The organism is Microbacterium sp. LMI1-1-1.1, assembly GCF_040815675.1.
Lineage (GTDB): Bacteria > Actinomycetota > Actinomycetes > Actinomycetales > Microbacteriaceae > Microbacterium.
This window is the reverse complement of sequence record NZ_JBFPNN010000007.1, coordinates 339957-357295: the sequence shown is the minus strand read 5'-3', so window position 1 is coordinate 357295 and position 17339 is coordinate 339957. Positions and strand designations below refer to the sequence as shown.

The window sequence follows — 17339 nt, the reverse complement described above, 5'->3', positions numbered from 1 at the left end:
TCGCCTCCGCGGATTGTGTAACAATCTTGACATGCTCCCCGCCCTCGCGATCCTCGCCGCGGCACTGTGCTTCTCCACCACGGGGACGGCGCAGGCGCTCGCCCTCGTCGACGCCTCCCCCCTGGCGGTGGGGGCCGCGCGGATCGTCGTGGGGGGCGGCATCCTGGGCCTCATCGCCCTGGCGCGCGCTGGCCGCACCCGCGCGCCGGGCCGTCCCGCCCTCCCGTCCCGCGCGACGGTGCTCCTCGTCGCCCTCGGCGTGGTCGGCGTCCTCGCGTACCAGCCGCTGTTCTTCCTCGGCACGCGCGAGAACGGCGTCGCGATCGGCACCGTCGTCGCCCTCGGTTCAGCGCCGATCGCCACGGGGATCATGGATGCCGTCCGCCTCCGCCGTCCGCCGACCTCGCGCTGGATGCTGGCCACGGCCGTCGCCCTCGCGGGTGTCGTCCTCGTGTCGGGGGTCACCGGCGGCGCCGTCGCCCTCGCGCCCGGCGGTCTGCTCGCCTCGGCGGGAGCGGGGATGTCGTACGCCCTCTATACGGTCGGCGGCAAGTCGCTGATCGAGAGGGGGTGGGACTCGACCCGCGTGATGGGCACGGTGTTCGGCCTGGCGGCCGTGGCCAGCCTGCCGGTGCTCCTGCTGGCCGGGACGTCGTGGCTGTTCGCACCCGCCGGGCTCGCGCTCGCCCTGTGGCTGGGCGTCGTGACGACCGCGGTGGCGTACCTGCTGTTCGGCTGGGGGCTGGCGCGCCTGAGCGCCGTGACCGTCGCGACGCTGACCCTCGCGGAGCCGCTCGCCGCCACCGTCCTCGGCCTGCTCGTGCTGCGCGAGGAGCTCACGGCGATCAGCGCCCTCGGCCTCGCCCTCATCGCGGTGGGCCTCGCGATCGTGTCGGTCCCCGCGCGTCGTCGGAAGGGGGCCCTGGATGCCATCCCCTCGGCGTGACGCGCCCGACCACTCCCCCGCGGCGAACGCCCGCGCCGCTGCGGTCCGCCCGGTCGATGCCGGCGGCCGCGCCGGCGCCCCGAACGCCCGCACCGGCGGCGATGCCCCGGGCCCGCGGGCGGCCGACCTCGTCGCGGAGGCGGTGCGGAGCGGCATCCTGTCCGGCGAGCTCGCCCCGGGCACGCCGCTGCGCGAGGAGGAGCTGAGCGCGGCGCACGGGGTGTCCCGGCACACCGCCCGGACCGCCCTCGCCCGGCTCACGGCCGAGCGGCTCGTCACCGCCGAGCCGTACCGCGGCGTGCGGGTGTCCCTCCTCGACGACGCCGCGCTCGTGGCGCTGCAGCAGCTGCGCTGCGCCCTCGAGACAGAGGCCGTGCGGATCGTGAAGGAGGGCGGCATCCATCCCGCCGACGTCGACGACGCCCTCGACGCCCTCGCCGCCGCGGAGGAGTCCGGCGATTGGCCCGCGACGCTCGACGCGCACGCACGCGTGCATCTCGCCCTCGTCGACGCGGCCGGCAGCCCGCGGATCGCCGAGGAGTACCGCCGGCTCGATTCCGAGATGCACCTGCTGCTCACGCATGTCCGGCCGGCCTACCCCGCGGGCGCGCTGACGGCCGAGCATCGCGCGTACGTCGCCGCGGCCCTCGCCGACCCCGAACGGGCCGTGCGGGCGCACCTGGACCACTCGACGCGGGCGATCCTCGACAGCCGTCGTCGCGACGCCTGAGGACACATCCCGTCACCCGGCGCAACGAAACCCTGCAGCGCGACGGCCTGGGTTAGCGTCGGAGGACATCGCGGCGATCCGGGCGGTCCCGGGCCTCGGCTCATAACCGGAGGCGTTGCGGGTTCGACTCCCGCCGTCGCGTCCACTCCCCCGGGTGCACACCCGGCCCCGTACGATCACGGGATGCCATCACCTGATCCCGTCGCCGTCGAGCCCGGCATCTATCAGCACTTCAAGGGCGCCCGCTACGAGGTCATCGGCACCGGCCGGCACAGCGAGACCGAGGAGCCGATGGTGTTCTACCGGAAGCTGTACGACGACTACTCCTTCTGGGTGCGCCCCCTCGCCATGTTCACCGAGCACGTCAGCCGCGACGGCTACGACGGTCCGCGCTTCACCCGCCTGTTCTGAGCGTCCCGGCGCCGAGCGCGAGCTGGACCGTCGCGGATACCTCGACGCCGTAGCGCTTCCCGCCGTCGCCGTTGCCCCGCTCGGCCGCGCCGAGGAGGATCGGGCCATGGCCACCATCATCCCGACAATGGCTGCGACCATCGAGCGCCGCCTTCTCGTCAACTACCGCGTCGACCCCGCCGTCGCGCGCGAGCTCCTCCCGCAGGGGCTGCGCCCGCAGCTGATCGACGGGAGCGCCGTCGCCGGGGTCTGCCTCATCCGGCTCGGCGCTTTCCGACCCGCGTGGGTGGGCCCCGAGATCGGGCACCGCAGCGAGAACGCCGCCCACCGCATCGCCGTCGAGTGGGACGCGCCGAGCGGCACCCGGACGGGCGTTTACATCCCCCGGCGGCACAGCGCCTCCCGCCTCGCCCGGCTCGTGGGCGGCCGCGTCTTTCCCGGCGTCCACCGTCGTGCGCGCATCGTGTCGAAGGAGACGGATGCCGAGATCTCCGTGCACATCGACGCCGACGACCTGCGGGTCCGGGTCGATGCGCGGCTCGCTCCCGACGAGGCGTTCCGCAGCGGGCTGTTCCCATCCTTGGCATCCGCGTCGGACTTCTTCCGCAAGGACGCCGTCGGATGGTCTCCCGCCCGTAACGGGAGCCTGGAAGGCCTGCGACTCGACACGGACGCGTGGCGCGTCGAGGCGGCGACGATCGACACCCTCGAGTCGAGCTCCTTCGACGGGCTCCCGGCGGGCTCCGCGGAGTTCGACGACGTCCTCGTCATGCGCCGGGTGCCGGCCCGGTGGAGCAGCCCGTCCGACCCCGCGCCCGCGTCGCGGACGGAGCGCGCCACCTCGGGCCGCGACCGCTGACCGTCATGTCCTCGCCGACGCCGTCTTCGATGCGCCGCGTCGCGTTCATCCGCAATCTCAACCAGGGCCAGCGCGGCCACGTCTCGACGGCCGACCTCGTCGGGTCGTTCGACGATGCCGGATGCCGCGACGTCGCGCCCTTCCAGAGCAACGGCACCGTGGTGTTCTCCGGCCCTGCCGCCCTCGCGACGGACGCGATGTCCTCCCTCGCGGTGCGGACGGGGGTCGAACGCGAGGTCTTCGTGCACGGCTTCGACGACCTCGCGGACATCGTCGCCGCTCACCGGGGCGCCGATGACGCCGCACGGCGAGAGCTCACCCTGCATGCCCCCGTCCTCATCGCCCTCGACGAGCGGGCCGCGAGCGAAGCGGCGCGACGTCGCTGTTCGCTCCTGCAGACCGCCGTCGGCTGGACGGTCACCCGGAACGAGCGCGACCGCGAGTCGAACGCGACGCCCGTCATCGAACGCCTCACGGGCGCTCCGGCGACGTCGCGCGGCCTGCCGACCCTCATCCGCCTGGTCGATCGCGAAGCGTGACCGAGCGCGTCCGGTGCGACGGACGCGCTCGGAGTGCTGGCATCCTGGATCCATGACCTCCCCCGCGCCCCAGGACGTCCCGATCGGCAGCGAGGGCATCCGCCTCGGTTCGTTCCTGAAGCTCGCCGGCGCCGTCGACTCCGGCGGCGAGGCGAAGGAGGCCATCATCGACGGGTACGTCCAGGTCAACGGCGAGATCGACCGCCGCCGCGGGCGGCAGCTGCAGGTCGGCGACGTCGTGACGTTCGAGGGACGCGCGTTCCGCCTGACGGCCTGACGCCGCACGCGAACGGCCCGCCTCCCCCGGAGGGAAGACGGGCCGTTTCCGTCCCGAGTGCGTCGGGGGCGGGCGCCTCAGTGCTCGTCGTAGTGCGTCTCGTGGAGGGCGTGGCGGTGACCGTCGTGGACGTAATCGGCGTGACCGTCGTGGTCGATCTTCTCGTGCCCGCAGTCGTCGCCGTGACGGTGCTCGTCGACCGTGTGCTCGGCCGGCGACTCGTGCTCGTCGTAGTGGTCGCCATGGAGGGCGTGGTGGTGGGTGCCGTGCACGTAGTCGATGTGGTCGCCGTGCTCGATCTTCTGGTGGCCGCAGTCGTCGCCGTGGGCGTGCTCGTCGACGGTGTGTTCGGCGTGGGTCTCGGTCGTGCTCATGAATCGTTCCCCTGTTCGGTGGGCTCTTGAACGTGGGCGATCGCGTCGAGCACGACGTGCGAGACGTGCTGGTCGACGAGGGCGTAGCGGATCTCCTTGCCCTCGCGTTCCGACGTCACCAGCTCGGCCTGCCGCAGGGTCCGCAGGTGTTGCGACACCAGCGGCTGCGACAGACCGGTCTGTTCGGCGAGCGCACCGACCGTCAGCGGTTCGCGGCTCAGCAGCCAGACAAGCGCGAGGCGCGACTCGCTGCCGAGGACCTTGAACAGCTCGGCGGCATCGTGCAGGCCCGCGATCTTGTCCACGCCCTCCACTTCACCGCACACATAAACGAATTGCAATATGTGCAGTCAATCGGTAACGGTTCTCGTTACCCCTGGCGCCCCTTCATCCGCGGGTTGAGCTTGTTGATGACGTAGACGCGCCCGCGCCGGCGGACGACCTGCGCCCCCGGCTGGTTCTTGAGTGACTTGATCGATGCGCGCACCTTCATGGCGACCTCCTTATTGATAACTCTTCTCGATAAGAGGGTAGGGTGTCGAGAGTTCGACGACAAACGAAGGGTGGATGCCATGGATGCCACGATCGCGATCATGGGCGTGTGCGCGCCGGAGCGGCTGGCGTACGCCGAGCGCACCGCGACCGCGACGGGACGCGCGCTGCACCTCGCTCGTCGTACCGACCACGGGACGGCGCACACGCTCCCCCGCCCCCGACCGCGGACGGATGACGGCCGGATCGTCGTCGACCTCGGCACGGACGTGGACCTCGTCCACACCCTCCTCTCGCACGGCGGCGTCGCGGCCGAGGCCGTCTGCATCGTCGATGCCCGCCACATGATCGGGGACCTGCTCGAGGACGCCGCCCTCGTGGCATCCGCCCGGCCCGGGGACCCCCGCGGCGACGTGGGCGCCCGTGCCCGCCAGGCCGCGACCGCCCTGGAGCTGGCGACGCGCATCGTGTGGGTGAACTGGGAGCAGGTGCCGACCGCGGCCCTCGCCGTGCAGATGGCGCTCGCCTCGCACCTCAACCCGGCCGCGATCGTCCGCCTCTCCCTCGATCCCCTGCGCGACCTCGCCTCGCCGGCCGTCCGCGACGGCGAGTCCGAGGTGCTCGAGCGCGCGGGATGGGTGCGGGCGCTCAACGACGAGCACGACCCGTACATGTCCGATCGTCGCGTCCGGACCCTCCGCTACGACCAGGTGCGGCCGTTCCACCCCGGTCGCCTGATGGCGGCACTGGACCGCCTCGACGACGGTGCCGCCGGGCGTCTCGTCCGCTCCGCCGGCTTCTGCCGCCTGGCGACGCGTCCGGGGATCCTCGCCCGCTGGGAGCAGGTCGGGTCGGCGATGTGGATCGAGCCGATCGGCGCGGACGACGGCCGCATGGGGCTCGGACAGGAGATCGCGCTCACCGGCCTCGACCTCTCCCCCGCGGTGCTCGGACGCCTCCTCGACGACGCCGCCCTCACCGACGACGAGATCGCGGCGGGTCCCGCGGCGTGGGCGCACTACGAGGATCCGCTCCCGGCCTGGTCCGTGGTGGGGTCCTCGCTCCCGGATGCCACCGAATGAGGCGCCGTCACGACGCCGCTGGGCCGGCACCCGGCGCGTGTCAAGCCGGTGCCGCGTCGTCGCGCCAACAGGCACCGTGGACGCATGAGCAACCCTGACATCCCCTCCCGCCACGCCGACGACGCCCGCGCGGACTCGGCCGCCCCCACCGACGCCTTCACCGACGAGGTCCGTGAGGATGCCGCCGAGCACGAGGAGCACGTCGACCTCGACAGCGACACCGGCGACGCGATCGACGGCGAGCCGAAGGCCGACGACCCGGGCTTCCCCGCCGCGGAGGGCCACGCCTGATCGCTGACGCGTTCGTCGGCATCTCGGGCTGGCGCTACCCTCGGTGGCGCGGCGACTTCTATCCGCACGGCCTCGTGCAACGCCGCGAGCTCGAGTACGTCGGCGAGCGCCTGCGCTCGGTCGAGCTGAACGGGTCGTTCTACTCGCTGCAGCGCCCGTCGAGCTACCACCGGTGGCGCGCCGAGGTGCCGGACGGTTTCGTCTTCGCCGTCAAGGGATCGCGGTACGTCACGCACATGCTGCGCCTCGTCGGGGTGCGCACGGCGCTGGCGAACTTCTACGCCTCGGGGGTGCTCGCCCTCGGCCCCACGCTCGGCCCTTTTCTGTGGCAGCTGCCCGAGCGGGTGGAGTTCGACCCCGACGTCCTCGCCGCCTTCCTCGCCGAGCTGCCCCGCACGACCGGCGACGCCCTCGCGCTCGCCCGCCAGCACGACGACCGTCTCGACGGGCACACCTGGCTGGAGATCGAGGCGGACGTTCCGCTCCGGCACGCTCTCGAGCCGCGGTCGCCGTCGTTCTCGGACCCCCGGGCCGCCGACATCCTCCGCGAACACGGCGTCTCCCTGGTGCTCGCCGACACCGCCGGCCGATGGCCCGTCTTCGACGCGGTCACCGCCGACCACGTCTACGTCCGGCTGCACGGCTCACAGGAGTTGTACGCCAGCGGGTACGGCGACGACGAGCTGGACGCGTGGGCCGCCCGCATCCGCGGCTGGCGGAGCGGCGACGGATCGGAGGACGGGATGCCGCGCGACGTCTACGTCTACTTCGACAACGACGCCCGCGGTCGTGCGCCGTGGGACGCCGTACACCTGGCGGAGCGTCTGCGCTGACGGCATCCATCCGCCGCCTGCCGCTCGCTGCCGCCGCACGCCGGAGCGCAGTCGGCGGGTCGCTCAGGCGGTCGGGCGGCCAGGACGGGCGCAGTAAACGCGCTCCCGTGCCGGAAACGCCGTGCCACGGCGTTTCCCCCGTCGCGGAGCGTTTACTGACGGACGGGCCCGCGGATGCCGCCGGCGATGCGCCCCCGCCGGGGACGCTCAGGCGATCCGCGTACCGGGCGGCAGCCGCTTCGCGGGCGTCCGGGTGCGCGCGATGCCCCACAGCATCAGACCCGCCGCGATCACGAGCTGGACGAGCAGTCCGACGAACCAGCTCGGCGACGTGCCCTCTGCCTGCTGCTCGGGCGATGCCCCGCCGGGCTGATTGCTCGGCAGCGTGCATCCGTCGTACGAGAACCGGTCATCGGGCGGGGTCTGCGCCGCGCGTACTCCCGAGGCGATCTGACCGAAGAGGTCGCGCGGGTAGCCCTGAGCGTCGTACGTCGGCGGGACGGCGTCCGCGAGCACCACGAAGGGGTTGGCGGCCAGCAGCCACCAGACCCGGTCGAAGCGCGGCACCTCGGACACGTACGTCGACTCGATGCACTCGAGCTCCTCGAAGGTGGGGCACGTGCCGGAGCCCGTCGCCGAGTACGGGTCGCACCCCGGCGGGAGCGCGGCCCAGTCGATGTCGCGCGTGACCGTGGTCTGCTCCGTCCGCAGAGCCGTCCCTCCGAGGCCGAAGGCGATGAGCGTGCCGATGGTCAGGGCGGCGACGACGAGGTACGTGCTGGCCACCGAGAACAGCGGCCGCGCGACGACGGCCGAGAGCCCGACGCCGATCGCCGCGACGATGCCGACCTCGACCACGAGCACGACGAGGGCGGCCACGATGGTGCCCGGGTCGAGCTCCCCGGCGAGCGTCGCGACGACGACGAACGGCAGCGCGACGACGAGGAACGCCAGCCCGGAGACCCACGCGGCAAGGAACTTGCCGACGACGATCTCGGCCGTCGTGACGAGCGTCACCTGAACGGGAGCCAGCGTCGCGGTGTCGCGGTCGCCGTTCACTGCGCTGCCGCTGAGCGTCGGCGAGATGAGCAGTGTCAGCAGCAGCACGAGCATGATGACGAGAGAGAAGAACCACTGGGAGCCGTCGCTGGACGCGGCGAACGTCGAGAGCGACAACGCCATGACGGCGATGAGCACGACGGCGAAGACGCCGAGCAGCACGTACCAGGCGACGGACCGCACCCGCTGGCGCAGCTCGATCCCCATGATCGTCCCGAGACGATGGAGGTTCATCGGCCGCTCCCCTCGGTCGGGCGATCGTGGAACGGCGGCTCCCCGCGGTCCGGTGGCCCGGCCTCGTCCCGGAGGTCGAGGAAGGTGTGCTCCAGGTCGCCGACGGCCGGGGCGTACTCGACCACGGGGAGACCCGCCCCGACGAGGGCGCGGAGCCCCGCTGCCGCCGCCGCGTCGTCCGTGAAGGGCACGAGCACGTCGCGTCGGTCCACGCGGACGTCCTCGCCGGCCCGTCCCAGCGCCCCGGCGATCGCGTCCCGGGATGCCGCGGACGAGCGCGAGGCGTCCGCCGTCAGCCGCACGCGCCATGTCCGCGCGCGGGTCGCGGCCGCCGCGATGCGGTCGCCCGCGACCGTCCGGCCCTCGACGAGGAAGACCGCGTCGTCGACGACCTCCTCGAGCTCGGCGAGCACGTGACTGGAGATGAGGATCGTCCGCCCCTCGGCGGCCAGACGCCGCAGCAGGATCCGCAGATCGACGCGGGCCTGCGGGTCCAGACCCGACGCGGGCTCGTCGAGCAGCAGGACGCGCGGGTCGTGCATGAGGGCGCGGGCGAGCGCGAGACGCTGCTTCTGCCCGCGCGAGAGCACCCGCGCCGCGGAACCGGCGAGCGCGCTCAGTCCGACCTCCGCCAGCAGCTGGTCGGCGCGGGCCCGGGCGTCGGTGCGGGACAGGTCGTACAGCTGGCCGGTGGCCACGAGCACCTCGCGCGACGTCAGGCTGGGCCACGCGCCCAGGGCGTCCGGCATCCATCCCAGGAGCCGACGGGCACCGGACGGATCGGCGACGGGGTCGACACCGCCGATGCGCATCTCCCCCGCGTCCGGCCGCAGCAGCGACGCGAGCATGAGCATCAGCGTCGTCTTGCCCGAGCCGTTCGGCCCCACGAGTCCGGTGACCCGCCCGGGCGCGGCCTGGAAGGTCACCTCTTGCACGGCGTGCACGGAACCGAAGGCCCGTCGCACTCGCGTCGCGTCGATTCCGGCATCCATCCGGTCAGCCTAGGCGGACCGTCAGACACGCCCAAGGACGCCGCGCCCCGGCCGCCGGTAAACGCTCCCTCGCGGCGGAAACGCCCCGGCACGGCGTTTCCCCCACCGCAGAGCGTTTACCCGAAGCAGGACCCACGCAGCAAAGCGTTCACCCGACCCAGGATGCCGCGGGCGAACCGCCTCAGCTCCCGGCAAGCGCCCGCCCGAGGGCGTCGCCCGACGCCCACGCCGTGCGCACGGAGGAGCTCTCCCCCCAGGCGTCGCCGCACGCGGACAGTCCGGGGGACCGGAAGAACGGCTCGCCGGTGGTCTCGGTCGGACGCGCGAACGTCCAGCGGTGCGCGTACGTCGCCACGGGGTCGGCGTCGATGCCGAGCAGGCGCCGGGTCGCGGCGAGGACCGGGGCGATGGCGGCATCCGGATCCTCGAGGTGTCGCCGGGCCCGGTCGCCGGTCGTGTGGGCGACCAGCACCGGTGCGCCGTCTCCGCGGCGGTCGCCGTCGTCCGCGAGGAACGCGACATCGGGATCGCCGTTCACGAAGGCCCCGTGCAGGTCGGCCGGCCAGCGCCGCTCCTCCCACCGCAGCACCACGGCGATCACCGGCTCCCAGTCCTGCACTGCACCGGGCATCGGGTCGTGCAGGCGTGCGGCCTGCGGGGCGGGCAGCGCCAGGACGACCTCCCCCGCGGGGGCGTCGTCGACGCGATAGGGGGCGACGGATGCCACCGTGTGCTCCGACGTGACGTCGAGGCCGTCGGCGAGGTCGAGCGCGAGGGACCGCAGCCCCCTCGGGGCGGCCCACCGCAGCGGGCCGGTCTTGGGGGTCGGCCGGCCACCGTCCTCGATGACCTGGAAGGTGTCGGTCCAGGGGCGGGCGAGACCGCGTCGCTCCCAGTCGGCCACGACGGCCCCGAACCGGTCGTCGTCGCCGACGACGAAGTAGGAGGCGCCGAGGTCGACGGGCCGACCGTCGAGGGTGCGACTGGACAGGCGCCCGCCGGGCCGACGACCGCGGTCGAGCACCCGCACGGCCCTCCCGGCGTCGTGCAGCGCCCGCGCGCACGCCAGTCCCGAGATGCCCGCACCCACGATCGTCACGTCTCTCGTCATCCGGCCATCCTCCCGTCCGGCCCGCTCCGGCCGGTCGGGGTTGCGGCTCGGCCGCCCGCCGTGCCGCGCTCCCGAACTCCCCGCGCCCCTCGCCCCCGAACTCCTGAACTCCGCCCGCCGCTCGCGGCCGCTCCCCCACCGAACTCCTGAACATCGCCCGTATCCGGTCCTCACGGGAGCGTGAGACGGCGCGCAGCCGAAAAACACAGGAGTTCGGCGACGGCGCAGACACACAGCCGCCACAAAACACAGGAGTTCAGTGACGGCGCAGACACACCAGCCGCCGCAGAAGCCTCAGCCGAAGAACCCCACGCCCAGGTCGGGATGGTCGACGAAGACCCCGTCCAGCCCCGCCGCGCGCAGCACGGCCCACTCCCCCTGCCAGTCGCCGAACGCCGCGGGACCGCCGGGCCGCCGGAACGCCCGCGTCAGGAACGCGTTCTCGGGACGGCAGGTCCACGTGAACACCCGCAGGCCGCTCTCCTGCGCGGCGGCGACGAATGCCGCCGGGCCCCGCACGCGGCCGAGCCGGTCCGGATCGAGGATCATCCGCTTGTCCGGGCTGATCCCGTCGACCTCCTCGCGCAGCCGCCGCAGGCCGTCCGGCGCGAGCATCGACGCCCACGTCGCGGCATCCGCCCCGTCCCGCTCGCGCAGGTCCCAGGGCGCCCCCGTCGCCTCGAGCAGCTGGACGAGGGGAATCCGGATGCCGCCGGCCCGCAGCCGCGTCAGGACGAGCGGCTCGAACGACTCGATGACGAGGGCCGGGTCGTCCGCCCACCCGGCGTCCCGCAGCTCGTCGCGCACGAGCGCGGCCATGTCGAACCCCAGCCGGTCGAACGACGCCGCGTGCTTGATCTCCAGGACGACGCCCACGCCGCCGGAGCGCGCGAGGGCGAGCACGTCGCGCAGGCGCAGCATCGGCTCGCGGTCGTCGTGACCGGCGCTCGACGGCCGCAGCGCGGGGATCCGCTCCCGGCAGCGGAGGGTCGACAGCTCGCCCCAGGTGAAATCGAGGGTGAAGAATCCGGTGACGCTCTCGCCGTCGATGAGCCGCGTCGTCCGACGGTCGGCGAACTCGGGACGGTCGGCGACGTCGGTCGTGGCCCCGATCTCGCTCTCGTGGCGGACGACCAGCACGCCGTCCTGCGTGGGCACGACGTCGGGCTCGACGGCATCCACCCCGTCCGAGATCGCGCGCAAATAGGACGATCGCGTGTGCTCGGGCAGGTACCCAGGGGCGCCGCGGTGGCCGATGATCAAGGGGCGCGTGGATGCCACCGGCACAGGCTAGCCGCGCACTGAGACCGGCCTGCACGCTCATAGCGGAATCCCAGTCTGCACCGGCATTCTCCGAGGCCCCTCGGCTAGTGTTGTCTGACAGCACGGTGCTGTGATCACAACTTTGGAGTGTGAGTTCCCGTGGCCCTCAATAACCCGGCATTCAATACCCCGGCGTTCCAGGACCCCCGAGCCGGTGGCGCGCAGACGCGCTACAGCCCGCCCCCGGCCGCCGACCCCGCAGCAGACGCGCGTCTCGAGGGGGCTTACGCCGCCCCCGCCGCCGGCTCGGTCGACACCGGCCGCATGACGGTCGAAGACACCGTCTTCAAGACGCTCGCGCTGTTCGGCGTGCTCGTCGTCACCGCCGTCGTCGGCTGGATCTGGACGATGAGCAGCGTCTCCGTGACGTCCGGCCCCAACGTCGCCCCGATGATCATCGGTGGCCTCGGTGGATTCGTTCTCGCGATGGTCGCCATCTTCAAGAAGAAGCCGTCCGTCCCCGTCTTCGTCGCCTACGCGGCGTTCGAGGGTCTGTTCGTCGGTGGTATCTCGGCGTTCTTCGAGTTCCAGTTCCCCGGCATCGTCGTGCAGGCGACGCTCGCGACCCTCTCGGTCGTCGGTGTGACCCTCGCGCTCTTCGCCAGCGGCAAGATCCGCGCCTCCGCTCGCGCCACCAAGATCTTCATGATCGCCATGGTCGGCTACCTGGTGTTCAGCCTGGTCAACCTCGGCCTCATGCTGTTCAACGTGCCGCTCGCCGGCGGCGCCTTCGGTCTGCGCAGCAGCATCGAGATCTTCGGCATCCCGCTCGGTGTCATCATCGGCGTCTTCGTGGTCATCATGGCGGCGTACTCGCTGGTGCTCGACTTCGACCAGATCCAGCGCGGCGTGCGCAACGGCGCTCCCCGCGTCTACGGCTGGGTCGGCGCCTTCGGCATCATGGTCACCGTCGTGTGGCTGTACGTCGAGATCCTGCGCATCCTCGCGATCCTGCGCGGCAACAACTGACGCATCCCGTCGCACGGAGGGCCGTCCCGTTTCGGGGCGGCCCTTCGTCGTTCCCGCGGCGCGGCTTCGCCGTTCCCGCGGCACGGCCTTCGCCGTTCCCGCGGCGGCAGGTGAGGGCCCGCGACGGCAGCTGACGACCCGCGGCGGTGAGGTCGTGGCATCCGGTATCCCCCGCAAGGGGTCTCGACACGGGATGCCGCGGCGCTAGCCTCGCGCCATGAGTCCCACGAAGACGCCCGCGGAGACCCTCGACGTCGACGGGCACGAGGTGCGCGTCACGAGCCCGGACCGGGTGGTCTTCCCCGAGCCGGGTCTGACCAAGCTCGACCTCGTCCGCTATTACCTCTCCGTCGCTGACGGCGCCTTGCGCGGCGCGGGCGGACGACCGATGGTGCTCAAGCGGTTCGCGAAGGGCCTGGGGCAGGAGCCGTTCTTCCAGAAGCGGGTCCCCGACAACCACCCCGCCTTCATCGACACCGCGACGCTGCACTACGCCTCCGGCACCTCCGCCGAGGAGACCGTCCTCCGCGACGCCGCCGGCCTCGCCTGGGTGGTGAACCTGGGATGCCTCGACCTCAACCCCCACCCCGTGCGCGCCGAGGACCTCGACCACCCCGACGAGCTGCGGGTCGACCTCGACCCGATGCCGGGAGTCGACTGGGCGCAGATCGTCGACGTCGCGTTCATCGCGCGCGAGGTGCTCGAGGATCACGACCTCGTCGGCTGGCCGAAGACGTCGGGCTCCCGCGGCCTCCACATCCTCGTGCGCATCCGTCCGGAGTGGGGGTTCGCCGACGTGCGCCTGGCGGCCGAGACGCTCGCGCGCGAGGTGGAGAACCGGGCCCCCGGTCTCGCCACGGCCCGCTGGTGGAAGGAGGAGCGGGGCGAGAGCGTCTTCGTCGACTTCAACCAGAACGCCAAGGACCGGACCGTCGCCTCGGCCTACTCGATCCGACCGCTCCCCGACGCACGCGTGTCGACGCCCCTCACGTGGGACGAGGTGCGCGACCGGCGCCCCGAGGCGTTCACGGTGCTCACCGTGCCCGAACGCTTCGCGTCCTTGGGCGACCCGCACGCCGGCATCGACGACGCGGCCGGGTCGTTGGAGGGCCTGCTGGCGCTGGCCGCCGAGATGGGCCCCGCCGAGAAGCCTCCCCGCGGTTCCGACGGCTCGGGACGCCGCGCCTCGACGATGCCGCTCATCGAGGTGGCCCGGACCAAGACCAAGCCGGAGGCGCTGGAGGCTCTCGAGACCTGGAGGCAGCGGCATCCGGAGTCCGCCGCGCAGCTGCATCCCGCCGACGTGCTCGTCGACGGCATGCGGGGGTCGAGCTCGCTCTGGTACCGGGTGCGGGTGAACCTGCAGCACGTCCCCGAGGAGGAGCGGCCTGCACAGGAGGAGCTCATCGCCGACTACGACCCGTGGGCGGGCCGGTCGTGAGCGACGACGAGGGCCGCCGGCGCGAGGTCGGCGAGTCGGACGAGGTGGTCGAGGACGAGCTGGCCGAGTCCTTCGACACCACCGTCACCGAGGGCGCCGAGCGGCTGCAGCGCCCGTGGCGCGTGGTCCTCATCACCGGCTTCTTCGGGGGTCTCGAGGTGGGGCTGGGCGTCGCCGCGTATCTCGGCGTGCTGTACCAGACCGGGGATCAGCTCCTCGCCGGCCTCGCGTTCAGCGTCGGGCTCATCGCACTCTTCCTCGCCCACAGCGAGCTCTTCACCGAGAACTTCCTCATGCCCATCGCCGCACTCGTCGCCAAGGAGGGTACAGCTGGGCAGCTCGCCCGCCTCTGGGGCGGGACCCTCCTGGCCAACCTCGCCGGCGGATGGGTGTTCATGTGGCTGCTCACCACCGCCTTCCCCGACTGGCACGACGTGCTCGCCGAGTCCGCCTCGCACTACGTCGACGCGCCGTTCGGCCTGCAGAGCATCGTCCTCTCCGTGCTGGGCGGCAGCACCATCACGCTGATGACCCGGATGCAGCAGGGCACGACCTCCGACCCGGCCAAGATCGTCGCCACCGTCATCGGCGGGTTCCTGCTGGCCGGCCTGCAGCTCTTCCACTCGATCCTGGACTCGCTCCTCGTCTTCGGCGCGATCCAGTCCGGCGCCGACATCACCTACCTGCAGTGGCTCGGCTGGTTCGCGTACACGCTCCTATTCAACGTGCTCGGCGGGCTCGTGCTCGTGACGGCGCTGCGGCTGCTGCGGACGAAGGAGCTGTTCGCCGACGCGCGTCGCGAGAAGGACCGGTAGAAACCCGCAGGGCGCCACCGTGAGGGCCGGCGCCGCGGACCGCGTCAGCGCCGTGCGGGGCGTGACAGGACGTCGGTGCAGACCGCGGCCAGCGTCCGCATCGCCGCGTCGGGGGTGAGGGTGGATGCCGCGGCGAGCGCCTCGGCGGAGAGCCTCGACCGCAGGTCGGCGTCGGTCAGCAGCCGGGTGATCGCATCGGCGAGGGCCTGCTCGTCGCCGTCGGGCACCAGGATGCCGCCCCCGTGCGCGAGCATGTCGCGGGGGCCGTAGCGGATGTCGTACGCGACCACCGGGGCGCCGTGCGCGAGCGCTTCGACGAGCGCGAGTCCCTGTCCCTCGAAGGCCGACGTGGTGAGGTACATCGCGGCGGTGTCGAGCACCGCACCCGGGTCGGCCGTGAGCCCCGGGAGGGTCACCGCGTGCCCCACACCCGTCTCGGCGACCAGGGCCTCCAGCCGTGCGCGCTCAGCCCCGTCGCCCCAGAGCTCGAGACGCGCGTGCGGCGCCGCTGCGAGCACCCGCGCAAAGGCGCGGACGGCGTGGTCGAGACGCTTGCCGGGAGCCAGACGACCGAGCACGACCACGGCGCCGCCCGCGCGGTCCGCGGTCGACGGTGACGCGGGACCGGCCACCCCGTGGGGGGCGACGACGTCGACACGGTCGTCGCCAAAGCGGGTGCGGACCTCGTCCCGCTGCCACGGCGTCGGCCAGAGCACCGCGTCGAAGCGGGGCGCGAGCGCGAGCCAGCGCGTCCACAGCGGGTTGACGGGCGCGTCCGCCGTGAACGGCGGGTCGAGGTGGATGGTGTGGACCGTGTGAACGATCCGCACGTCCGGGTCGTCCCACGCGACGAGCAGCTCCCCCAGCTGCCGGGACTCGCAGACGAGGACGACCGGACGGTCGCGTTCGGCACGCAGCCGCCTGACGACGTCGGTGAGCCATGCCCGGTAGAGCCCGCCGAAGCCCTCGACCGTGCCGGCGGTGCGGCCCGTGGCATCCCGGATCACGACCGGCGCCGTCGTCAGGTGCCAGTCGGGGTCGCCCACGATGACGGGGAGCTCGATGGCCCCGTCGGCCACCGTGCGGTAGTCGAGGGCCGGATCGGGGTGCCCGGGTCGAGCGGCGGCGAGCGCCCAGTCCGCTGCGCCTCCCGCGGGACCGGTCGCCTCGTCGAAGAGGTTGCGGAAGACTCCGGATGCCGCCGCCGCACCGCGGCGCACGAACTCCTCGCGGTGCGCGGCGTGCGCCTCCGCCGTCCCGGGGTCCACGGTCAGCAGGAGCGGCCCGCGTCCGCCGTCCGCGCCGGCCTCGGCCATCTGCCGCGCGCGGGCGAGGGTGGAGATCGTGTAGCCGCCGTCGAGGTCGGGGATGAGGCGGCTCGAAAGGACGAGGTACCAGGCGTCGGGGAACGCGGTCACCGGGTGGCCGCCTCGACGAGCCGGAAGACCGGGAAACCCGGGGCGATCTCCGCGAGACGCGTGTCCGGGGAGTTCTTGTCGACGCCGTCGAAGAAGCGGCCCACCTCCCAGGCCCACGCGGCGAGGTAGGCGCGGAGGATCGGCGGCTTGGCGGCATCCGGGAGCTCCTCCGCCCGGAACGCCTCCACCGACCGGCCGTGACGCAGCTCGCCCTCCCCGGCGGCACGGAGGTTCCGCACCCACTGCGTGGTTCCGCGGGGTGCGACGAGGTAGCGCTCTCCGGCGACACGCAGCGGGTTCACCGGCGTGGTCCGCCACTCCCCCGTCGAGCGACCGCGCACGGCCAGGACTCTGCTGCCGGCCAACGGCAGCCCGAGACGGGTGCTGGCGGCCACGAGCGTGTTGAAGACGGCATCCACCCGGGTCGGGCGTACGAACCTGTCGCGCATCCCTTCATCCTCGCTCACTCCGCCCGCACCGACCGCCCACGGCCCGGTTCTTCACCCTCCCGCGCCGGCCGAGCAGCGGGGCGGTGCCGTGCCGCGGGTGGAGCGAGGCACCGCACGTGGCCCCGGGGCGGGGCTGTCCGTGGACGGGGCACCCCCGGTGGAGCGGGGCGCCGCGAGTGGCCCCGGTGTACGCCAGGTGGCGCCGGGGCCATTCCGGCACCCCAGCAAAGCCGCCGGTCGCACGCTGCCGCGCTGAGACCGACCTCCAACGGCGCCGCGCGTGGCCCCGGGGCGCGCCAGGTGGCCCCGGGGCCACTCCGGCACCCCGGCAGAGCCGCCGGTCGCGCGATCGCCGCGCTGAGACCGAGCTCCAACGGCACCGCGCGTGGCCCCGGGGCGCGCCAGGTGGCCCCGGGGCCACTCCGGCATACGCAGAGCCGCCGGTCTCACGATGCCGCGCTGAGACCGACCTCCGACCGCACCGCGCGTGGCCCCGGGGCGCGTTAGGTGGCCCCGGGGCCACTCCGGCACCCCGGCAGAGCCGCCGGTCTCACGATGCCGCGCTGAGACCGACCTCCGACCGCACCGCGCGTGGCCCCGGGGCGCGTTAGGTGGCCCCGGGGCCACTCCGGCATACGCAGAGCCGCCGGGAAACGGGCGACGCCCCGGCATCCGCGAGGGATGCCGGGGCGTC

General features: G+C 73.1%; 21 protein-coding genes and 1 tRNA gene. 13 read left to right on the top strand and 9 right to left on the bottom strand.

Translation table 11 applies throughout. The features are described 5' to 3' along the window. Positions 1-31 precede the first annotated feature (31 nt). From MRBLMI1_RS07665 to MRBLMI1_RS07635, 7 genes are all read left to right on the top strand, one after another. On the top strand, positions 32-946 hold the full coding sequence (locus MRBLMI1_RS07665) for a DMT family transporter (protein ID WP_367729141.1): 915 nt from the start codon (positions 32-34) through the stop codon (positions 944-946). Next, positions 927-1676, top strand: a complete 750-nt coding sequence (locus MRBLMI1_RS07660) for a GntR family transcriptional regulator (RefSeq protein ID WP_367729139.1) — start codon at positions 927-929, stop codon at positions 1674-1676. The genes MRBLMI1_RS07665 and MRBLMI1_RS07660 overlap by 20 nt, the downstream gene beginning before the upstream one ends. 69 nt (positions 1677-1745) lie before the next feature. Next, a tRNA-Met gene (locus MRBLMI1_RS07655) sits at positions 1746-1821 on the top strand. Positions 1822-1859: 38 nt separating this feature from the next. Beyond that, complete coding sequence (locus MRBLMI1_RS07650) at positions 1860-2087, top strand: DUF1653 domain-containing protein (RefSeq protein ID WP_367729138.1); 228 nt, start codon at positions 1860-1862, stop codon at positions 2085-2087. A gap of 106 nt (positions 2088-2193) precedes the next feature. Beyond that, positions 2194-2946: a DUF2071 domain-containing protein gene (locus MRBLMI1_RS07645; RefSeq protein WP_367729137.1), complete on the top strand. Its 753-nt coding sequence runs from the start codon at positions 2194-2196 to the stop codon at positions 2944-2946. Positions 2947-2951: 5 nt separating this feature from the next. Further along, positions 2952-3485: a DUF1697 domain-containing protein gene (locus MRBLMI1_RS07640; RefSeq protein WP_367729135.1), complete on the top strand. Its 534-nt coding sequence runs from the start codon at positions 2952-2954 to the stop codon at positions 3483-3485. Between the two features lie 52 nt (positions 3486-3537). Continuing rightward, a complete protein-coding gene (locus MRBLMI1_RS07635) occupies positions 3538-3762 on the top strand; it encodes an RNA-binding S4 domain-containing protein (protein ID WP_367729133.1) in 225 nt (74 codons plus the stop codon). A 77-nt stretch (positions 3763-3839) separates the two neighbouring features. Here the strand turns inward: MRBLMI1_RS07635 and MRBLMI1_RS07630 are convergent, their stop codons facing one another. The 3 genes from MRBLMI1_RS07630 to ykgO all read right to left on the bottom strand — a co-directional run bounded on the left by MRBLMI1_RS07630 (position 3840) and on the right by ykgO (position 4629). Continuing rightward, the gene (locus tag MRBLMI1_RS07630; protein WP_367729131.1) at positions 3840-4136 is read right to left on the bottom strand and encodes a hypothetical protein; all 297 of its coding nucleotides are present in this window, start codon (positions 4134-4136) and stop codon (positions 3840-3842) included. Then, on the bottom strand, positions 4133-4441 hold the full coding sequence (locus MRBLMI1_RS07625; protein WP_367729129.1) for an ArsR/SmtB family transcription factor: 309 nt from the start codon (positions 4439-4441) through the stop codon (positions 4133-4135). The genes MRBLMI1_RS07630 and MRBLMI1_RS07625 overlap by 4 nt, the downstream gene beginning before the upstream one ends. A 65-nt stretch (positions 4442-4506) precedes the next feature. After that, positions 4507-4629 carry a type B 50S ribosomal protein L36 gene (ykgO, locus tag MRBLMI1_RS07620; protein WP_367729123.1) on the bottom strand — a complete coding sequence of 41 codons (123 nt, stop codon included), beginning with the start codon at positions 4627-4629 and terminating at the stop codon, positions 4507-4509. A 79-nt stretch (positions 4630-4708) separates the two neighbouring features. Between ykgO and MRBLMI1_RS07615 the strand changes: the two genes are divergently transcribed. From MRBLMI1_RS07615 to MRBLMI1_RS07605, 3 genes are all read left to right on the top strand, one after another. Further along, positions 4709-5710, top strand: coding sequence for a GTP-binding protein (locus tag MRBLMI1_RS07615; RefSeq protein WP_367729121.1), 1002 nt, complete (start codon positions 4709-4711; stop codon positions 5708-5710). A gap of 84 nt (positions 5711-5794) precedes the next feature. Further along, positions 5795-6001, top strand: a complete 207-nt coding sequence (locus MRBLMI1_RS07610; protein ID WP_367729119.1) for a hypothetical protein — start codon at positions 5795-5797, stop codon at positions 5999-6001. Then, complete coding sequence (locus MRBLMI1_RS07605; protein WP_367730826.1) at positions 6001-6834, top strand: DUF72 domain-containing protein; 834 nt, start codon at positions 6001-6003, stop codon at positions 6832-6834. The genes MRBLMI1_RS07610 and MRBLMI1_RS07605 overlap by 1 nt, the downstream gene beginning before the upstream one ends. 207 nt (positions 6835-7041) lie before the next feature. Here the strand turns inward: MRBLMI1_RS07605 and MRBLMI1_RS07600 are convergent, their stop codons facing one another. The 4 genes from MRBLMI1_RS07600 to MRBLMI1_RS07585 all read right to left on the bottom strand — a co-directional run bounded on the left by MRBLMI1_RS07600 (position 7042) and on the right by MRBLMI1_RS07585 (position 11511). Next, positions 7042-8127, bottom strand: a complete 1086-nt coding sequence (locus MRBLMI1_RS07600) for an ABC transporter permease (protein ID WP_367729118.1) — start codon at positions 8125-8127, stop codon at positions 7042-7044. Then, complete coding sequence (locus MRBLMI1_RS07595) at positions 8124-9119, bottom strand: ABC transporter ATP-binding protein (RefSeq protein ID WP_367729116.1); 996 nt, start codon at positions 9117-9119, stop codon at positions 8124-8126. The genes MRBLMI1_RS07600 and MRBLMI1_RS07595 overlap by 4 nt, the downstream gene beginning before the upstream one ends. Positions 9120-9300: 181 nt before the next feature. Further along, on the bottom strand, positions 9301-10230 hold the full coding sequence (locus MRBLMI1_RS07590) for an NAD(P)/FAD-dependent oxidoreductase (RefSeq protein WP_367729114.1): 930 nt from the start codon (positions 10228-10230) through the stop codon (positions 9301-9303). A 294-nt stretch (positions 10231-10524) separates the two neighbouring features. Continuing rightward, a complete protein-coding gene (locus MRBLMI1_RS07585) occupies positions 10525-11511 on the bottom strand; it encodes a glycerophosphodiester phosphodiesterase family protein (protein WP_367729112.1) in 987 nt (328 codons plus the stop codon). 141 nt (positions 11512-11652) lie between these two features. On the opposite strand from MRBLMI1_RS07585, the gene MRBLMI1_RS07580 reads away from it, so the two are divergent. The 3 genes from MRBLMI1_RS07580 (at position 11653) to MRBLMI1_RS07570 (ending at position 14778) form a co-directional block, all read left to right on the top strand. Then, positions 11653-12522 carry a Bax inhibitor-1/YccA family protein gene (locus MRBLMI1_RS07580; RefSeq protein WP_367729109.1) on the top strand — a complete coding sequence of 290 codons (870 nt, stop codon included), beginning with the start codon at positions 11653-11655 and terminating at the stop codon, positions 12520-12522. Between the two features lie 217 nt (positions 12523-12739). Further along, entirely contained in the window at positions 12740-13963 is a 1224-nt protein-coding gene (locus MRBLMI1_RS07575) for a DNA polymerase domain-containing protein (protein WP_367729107.1), read from the top strand. Next, on the top strand, positions 13960-14778 hold the full coding sequence (locus MRBLMI1_RS07570) for a formate/nitrite transporter family protein (protein WP_367729105.1): 819 nt from the start codon (positions 13960-13962) through the stop codon (positions 14776-14778). Before MRBLMI1_RS07575 ends, MRBLMI1_RS07570 begins: the two co-directional genes overlap by 4 nt. 44 nt (positions 14779-14822) lie before the next feature. Here the strand turns inward: MRBLMI1_RS07570 and MRBLMI1_RS07565 are convergent, their stop codons facing one another. Together MRBLMI1_RS07565 and MRBLMI1_RS07560 are read right to left on the bottom strand one after the other, a co-directional pair. After that, entirely contained in the window at positions 14823-16196 is a 1374-nt protein-coding gene (locus tag MRBLMI1_RS07565; RefSeq protein ID WP_367729104.1) for a glycosyltransferase, read from the bottom strand. Beyond that, the gene (locus MRBLMI1_RS07560; protein ID WP_367729102.1) at positions 16193-16645 is read right to left on the bottom strand and encodes a nitroreductase/quinone reductase family protein; all 453 of its coding nucleotides are present in this window, start codon (positions 16643-16645) and stop codon (positions 16193-16195) included. Before MRBLMI1_RS07560 ends, MRBLMI1_RS07565 begins: the two co-directional genes overlap by 4 nt. Between the last annotated feature and the right edge of the window lie 694 nt (positions 16646-17339).

Bases quoted from the DNA above. Each gene is read 5' to 3' on its own strand.
- MRBLMI1_RS07665 (WP_367729141.1), top strand. From the start codon at position 32: ATGCTCCCCGCCCTCGCGATCCTCGCCGCGGCACTGTGCTTCTCCACC.
- MRBLMI1_RS07660 (WP_367729139.1), top strand. From the start codon at position 927: ATGCCATCCCCTCGGCGTGACGCGCCCGACCACTCCCCCGCGGCGAAC.
- MRBLMI1_RS07650 (WP_367729138.1), top strand. From the start codon at position 1,860: ATGCCATCACCTGATCCCGTCGCCGTCGAGCCCGGCATCTATCAGCAC.
- MRBLMI1_RS07645 (WP_367729137.1), top strand. From the start codon at position 2,194: ATGGCCACCATCATCCCGACAATGGCTGCGACCATCGAGCGCCGCCTT.
- MRBLMI1_RS07640 (WP_367729135.1), top strand. From the start codon at position 2,952: ATGTCCTCGCCGACGCCGTCTTCGATGCGCCGCGTCGCGTTCATCCGC.
- MRBLMI1_RS07635 (WP_367729133.1), top strand. From the start codon at position 3,538: ATGACCTCCCCCGCGCCCCAGGACGTCCCGATCGGCAGCGAGGGCATC.
- MRBLMI1_RS07630 (WP_367729131.1), bottom strand. From the start codon at position 4,136: ATGAGCACGACCGAGACCCACGCCGAACACACCGTCGACGAGCACGCC.
- ykgO (WP_367729123.1), bottom strand. From the start codon at position 4,629: ATGAAGGTGCGCGCATCGATCAAGTCACTCAAGAACCAGCCGGGGGCG.
- MRBLMI1_RS07615 (WP_367729121.1), top strand. From the start codon at position 4,709: ATGGATGCCACGATCGCGATCATGGGCGTGTGCGCGCCGGAGCGGCTG.
- MRBLMI1_RS07610 (WP_367729119.1), top strand. From the start codon at position 5,795: ATGAGCAACCCTGACATCCCCTCCCGCCACGCCGACGACGCCCGCGCG.
- MRBLMI1_RS07600 (WP_367729118.1), bottom strand. From the start codon at position 8,127: ATGAACCTCCATCGTCTCGGGACGATCATGGGGATCGAGCTGCGCCAG.
- MRBLMI1_RS07595 (WP_367729116.1), bottom strand. From the start codon at position 9,119: ATGGATGCCGGAATCGACGCGACGCGAGTGCGACGGGCCTTCGGTTCC.
- MRBLMI1_RS07590 (WP_367729114.1), bottom strand. From the start codon at position 10,230: ATGACGAGAGACGTGACGATCGTGGGTGCGGGCATCTCGGGACTGGCG.
- MRBLMI1_RS07575 (WP_367729107.1), top strand. From the start codon at position 12,740: ATGAGTCCCACGAAGACGCCCGCGGAGACCCTCGACGTCGACGGGCAC.
- MRBLMI1_RS07560 (WP_367729102.1), bottom strand. From the start codon at position 16,645: ATGCGCGACAGGTTCGTACGCCCGACCCGGGTGGATGCCGTCTTCAAC.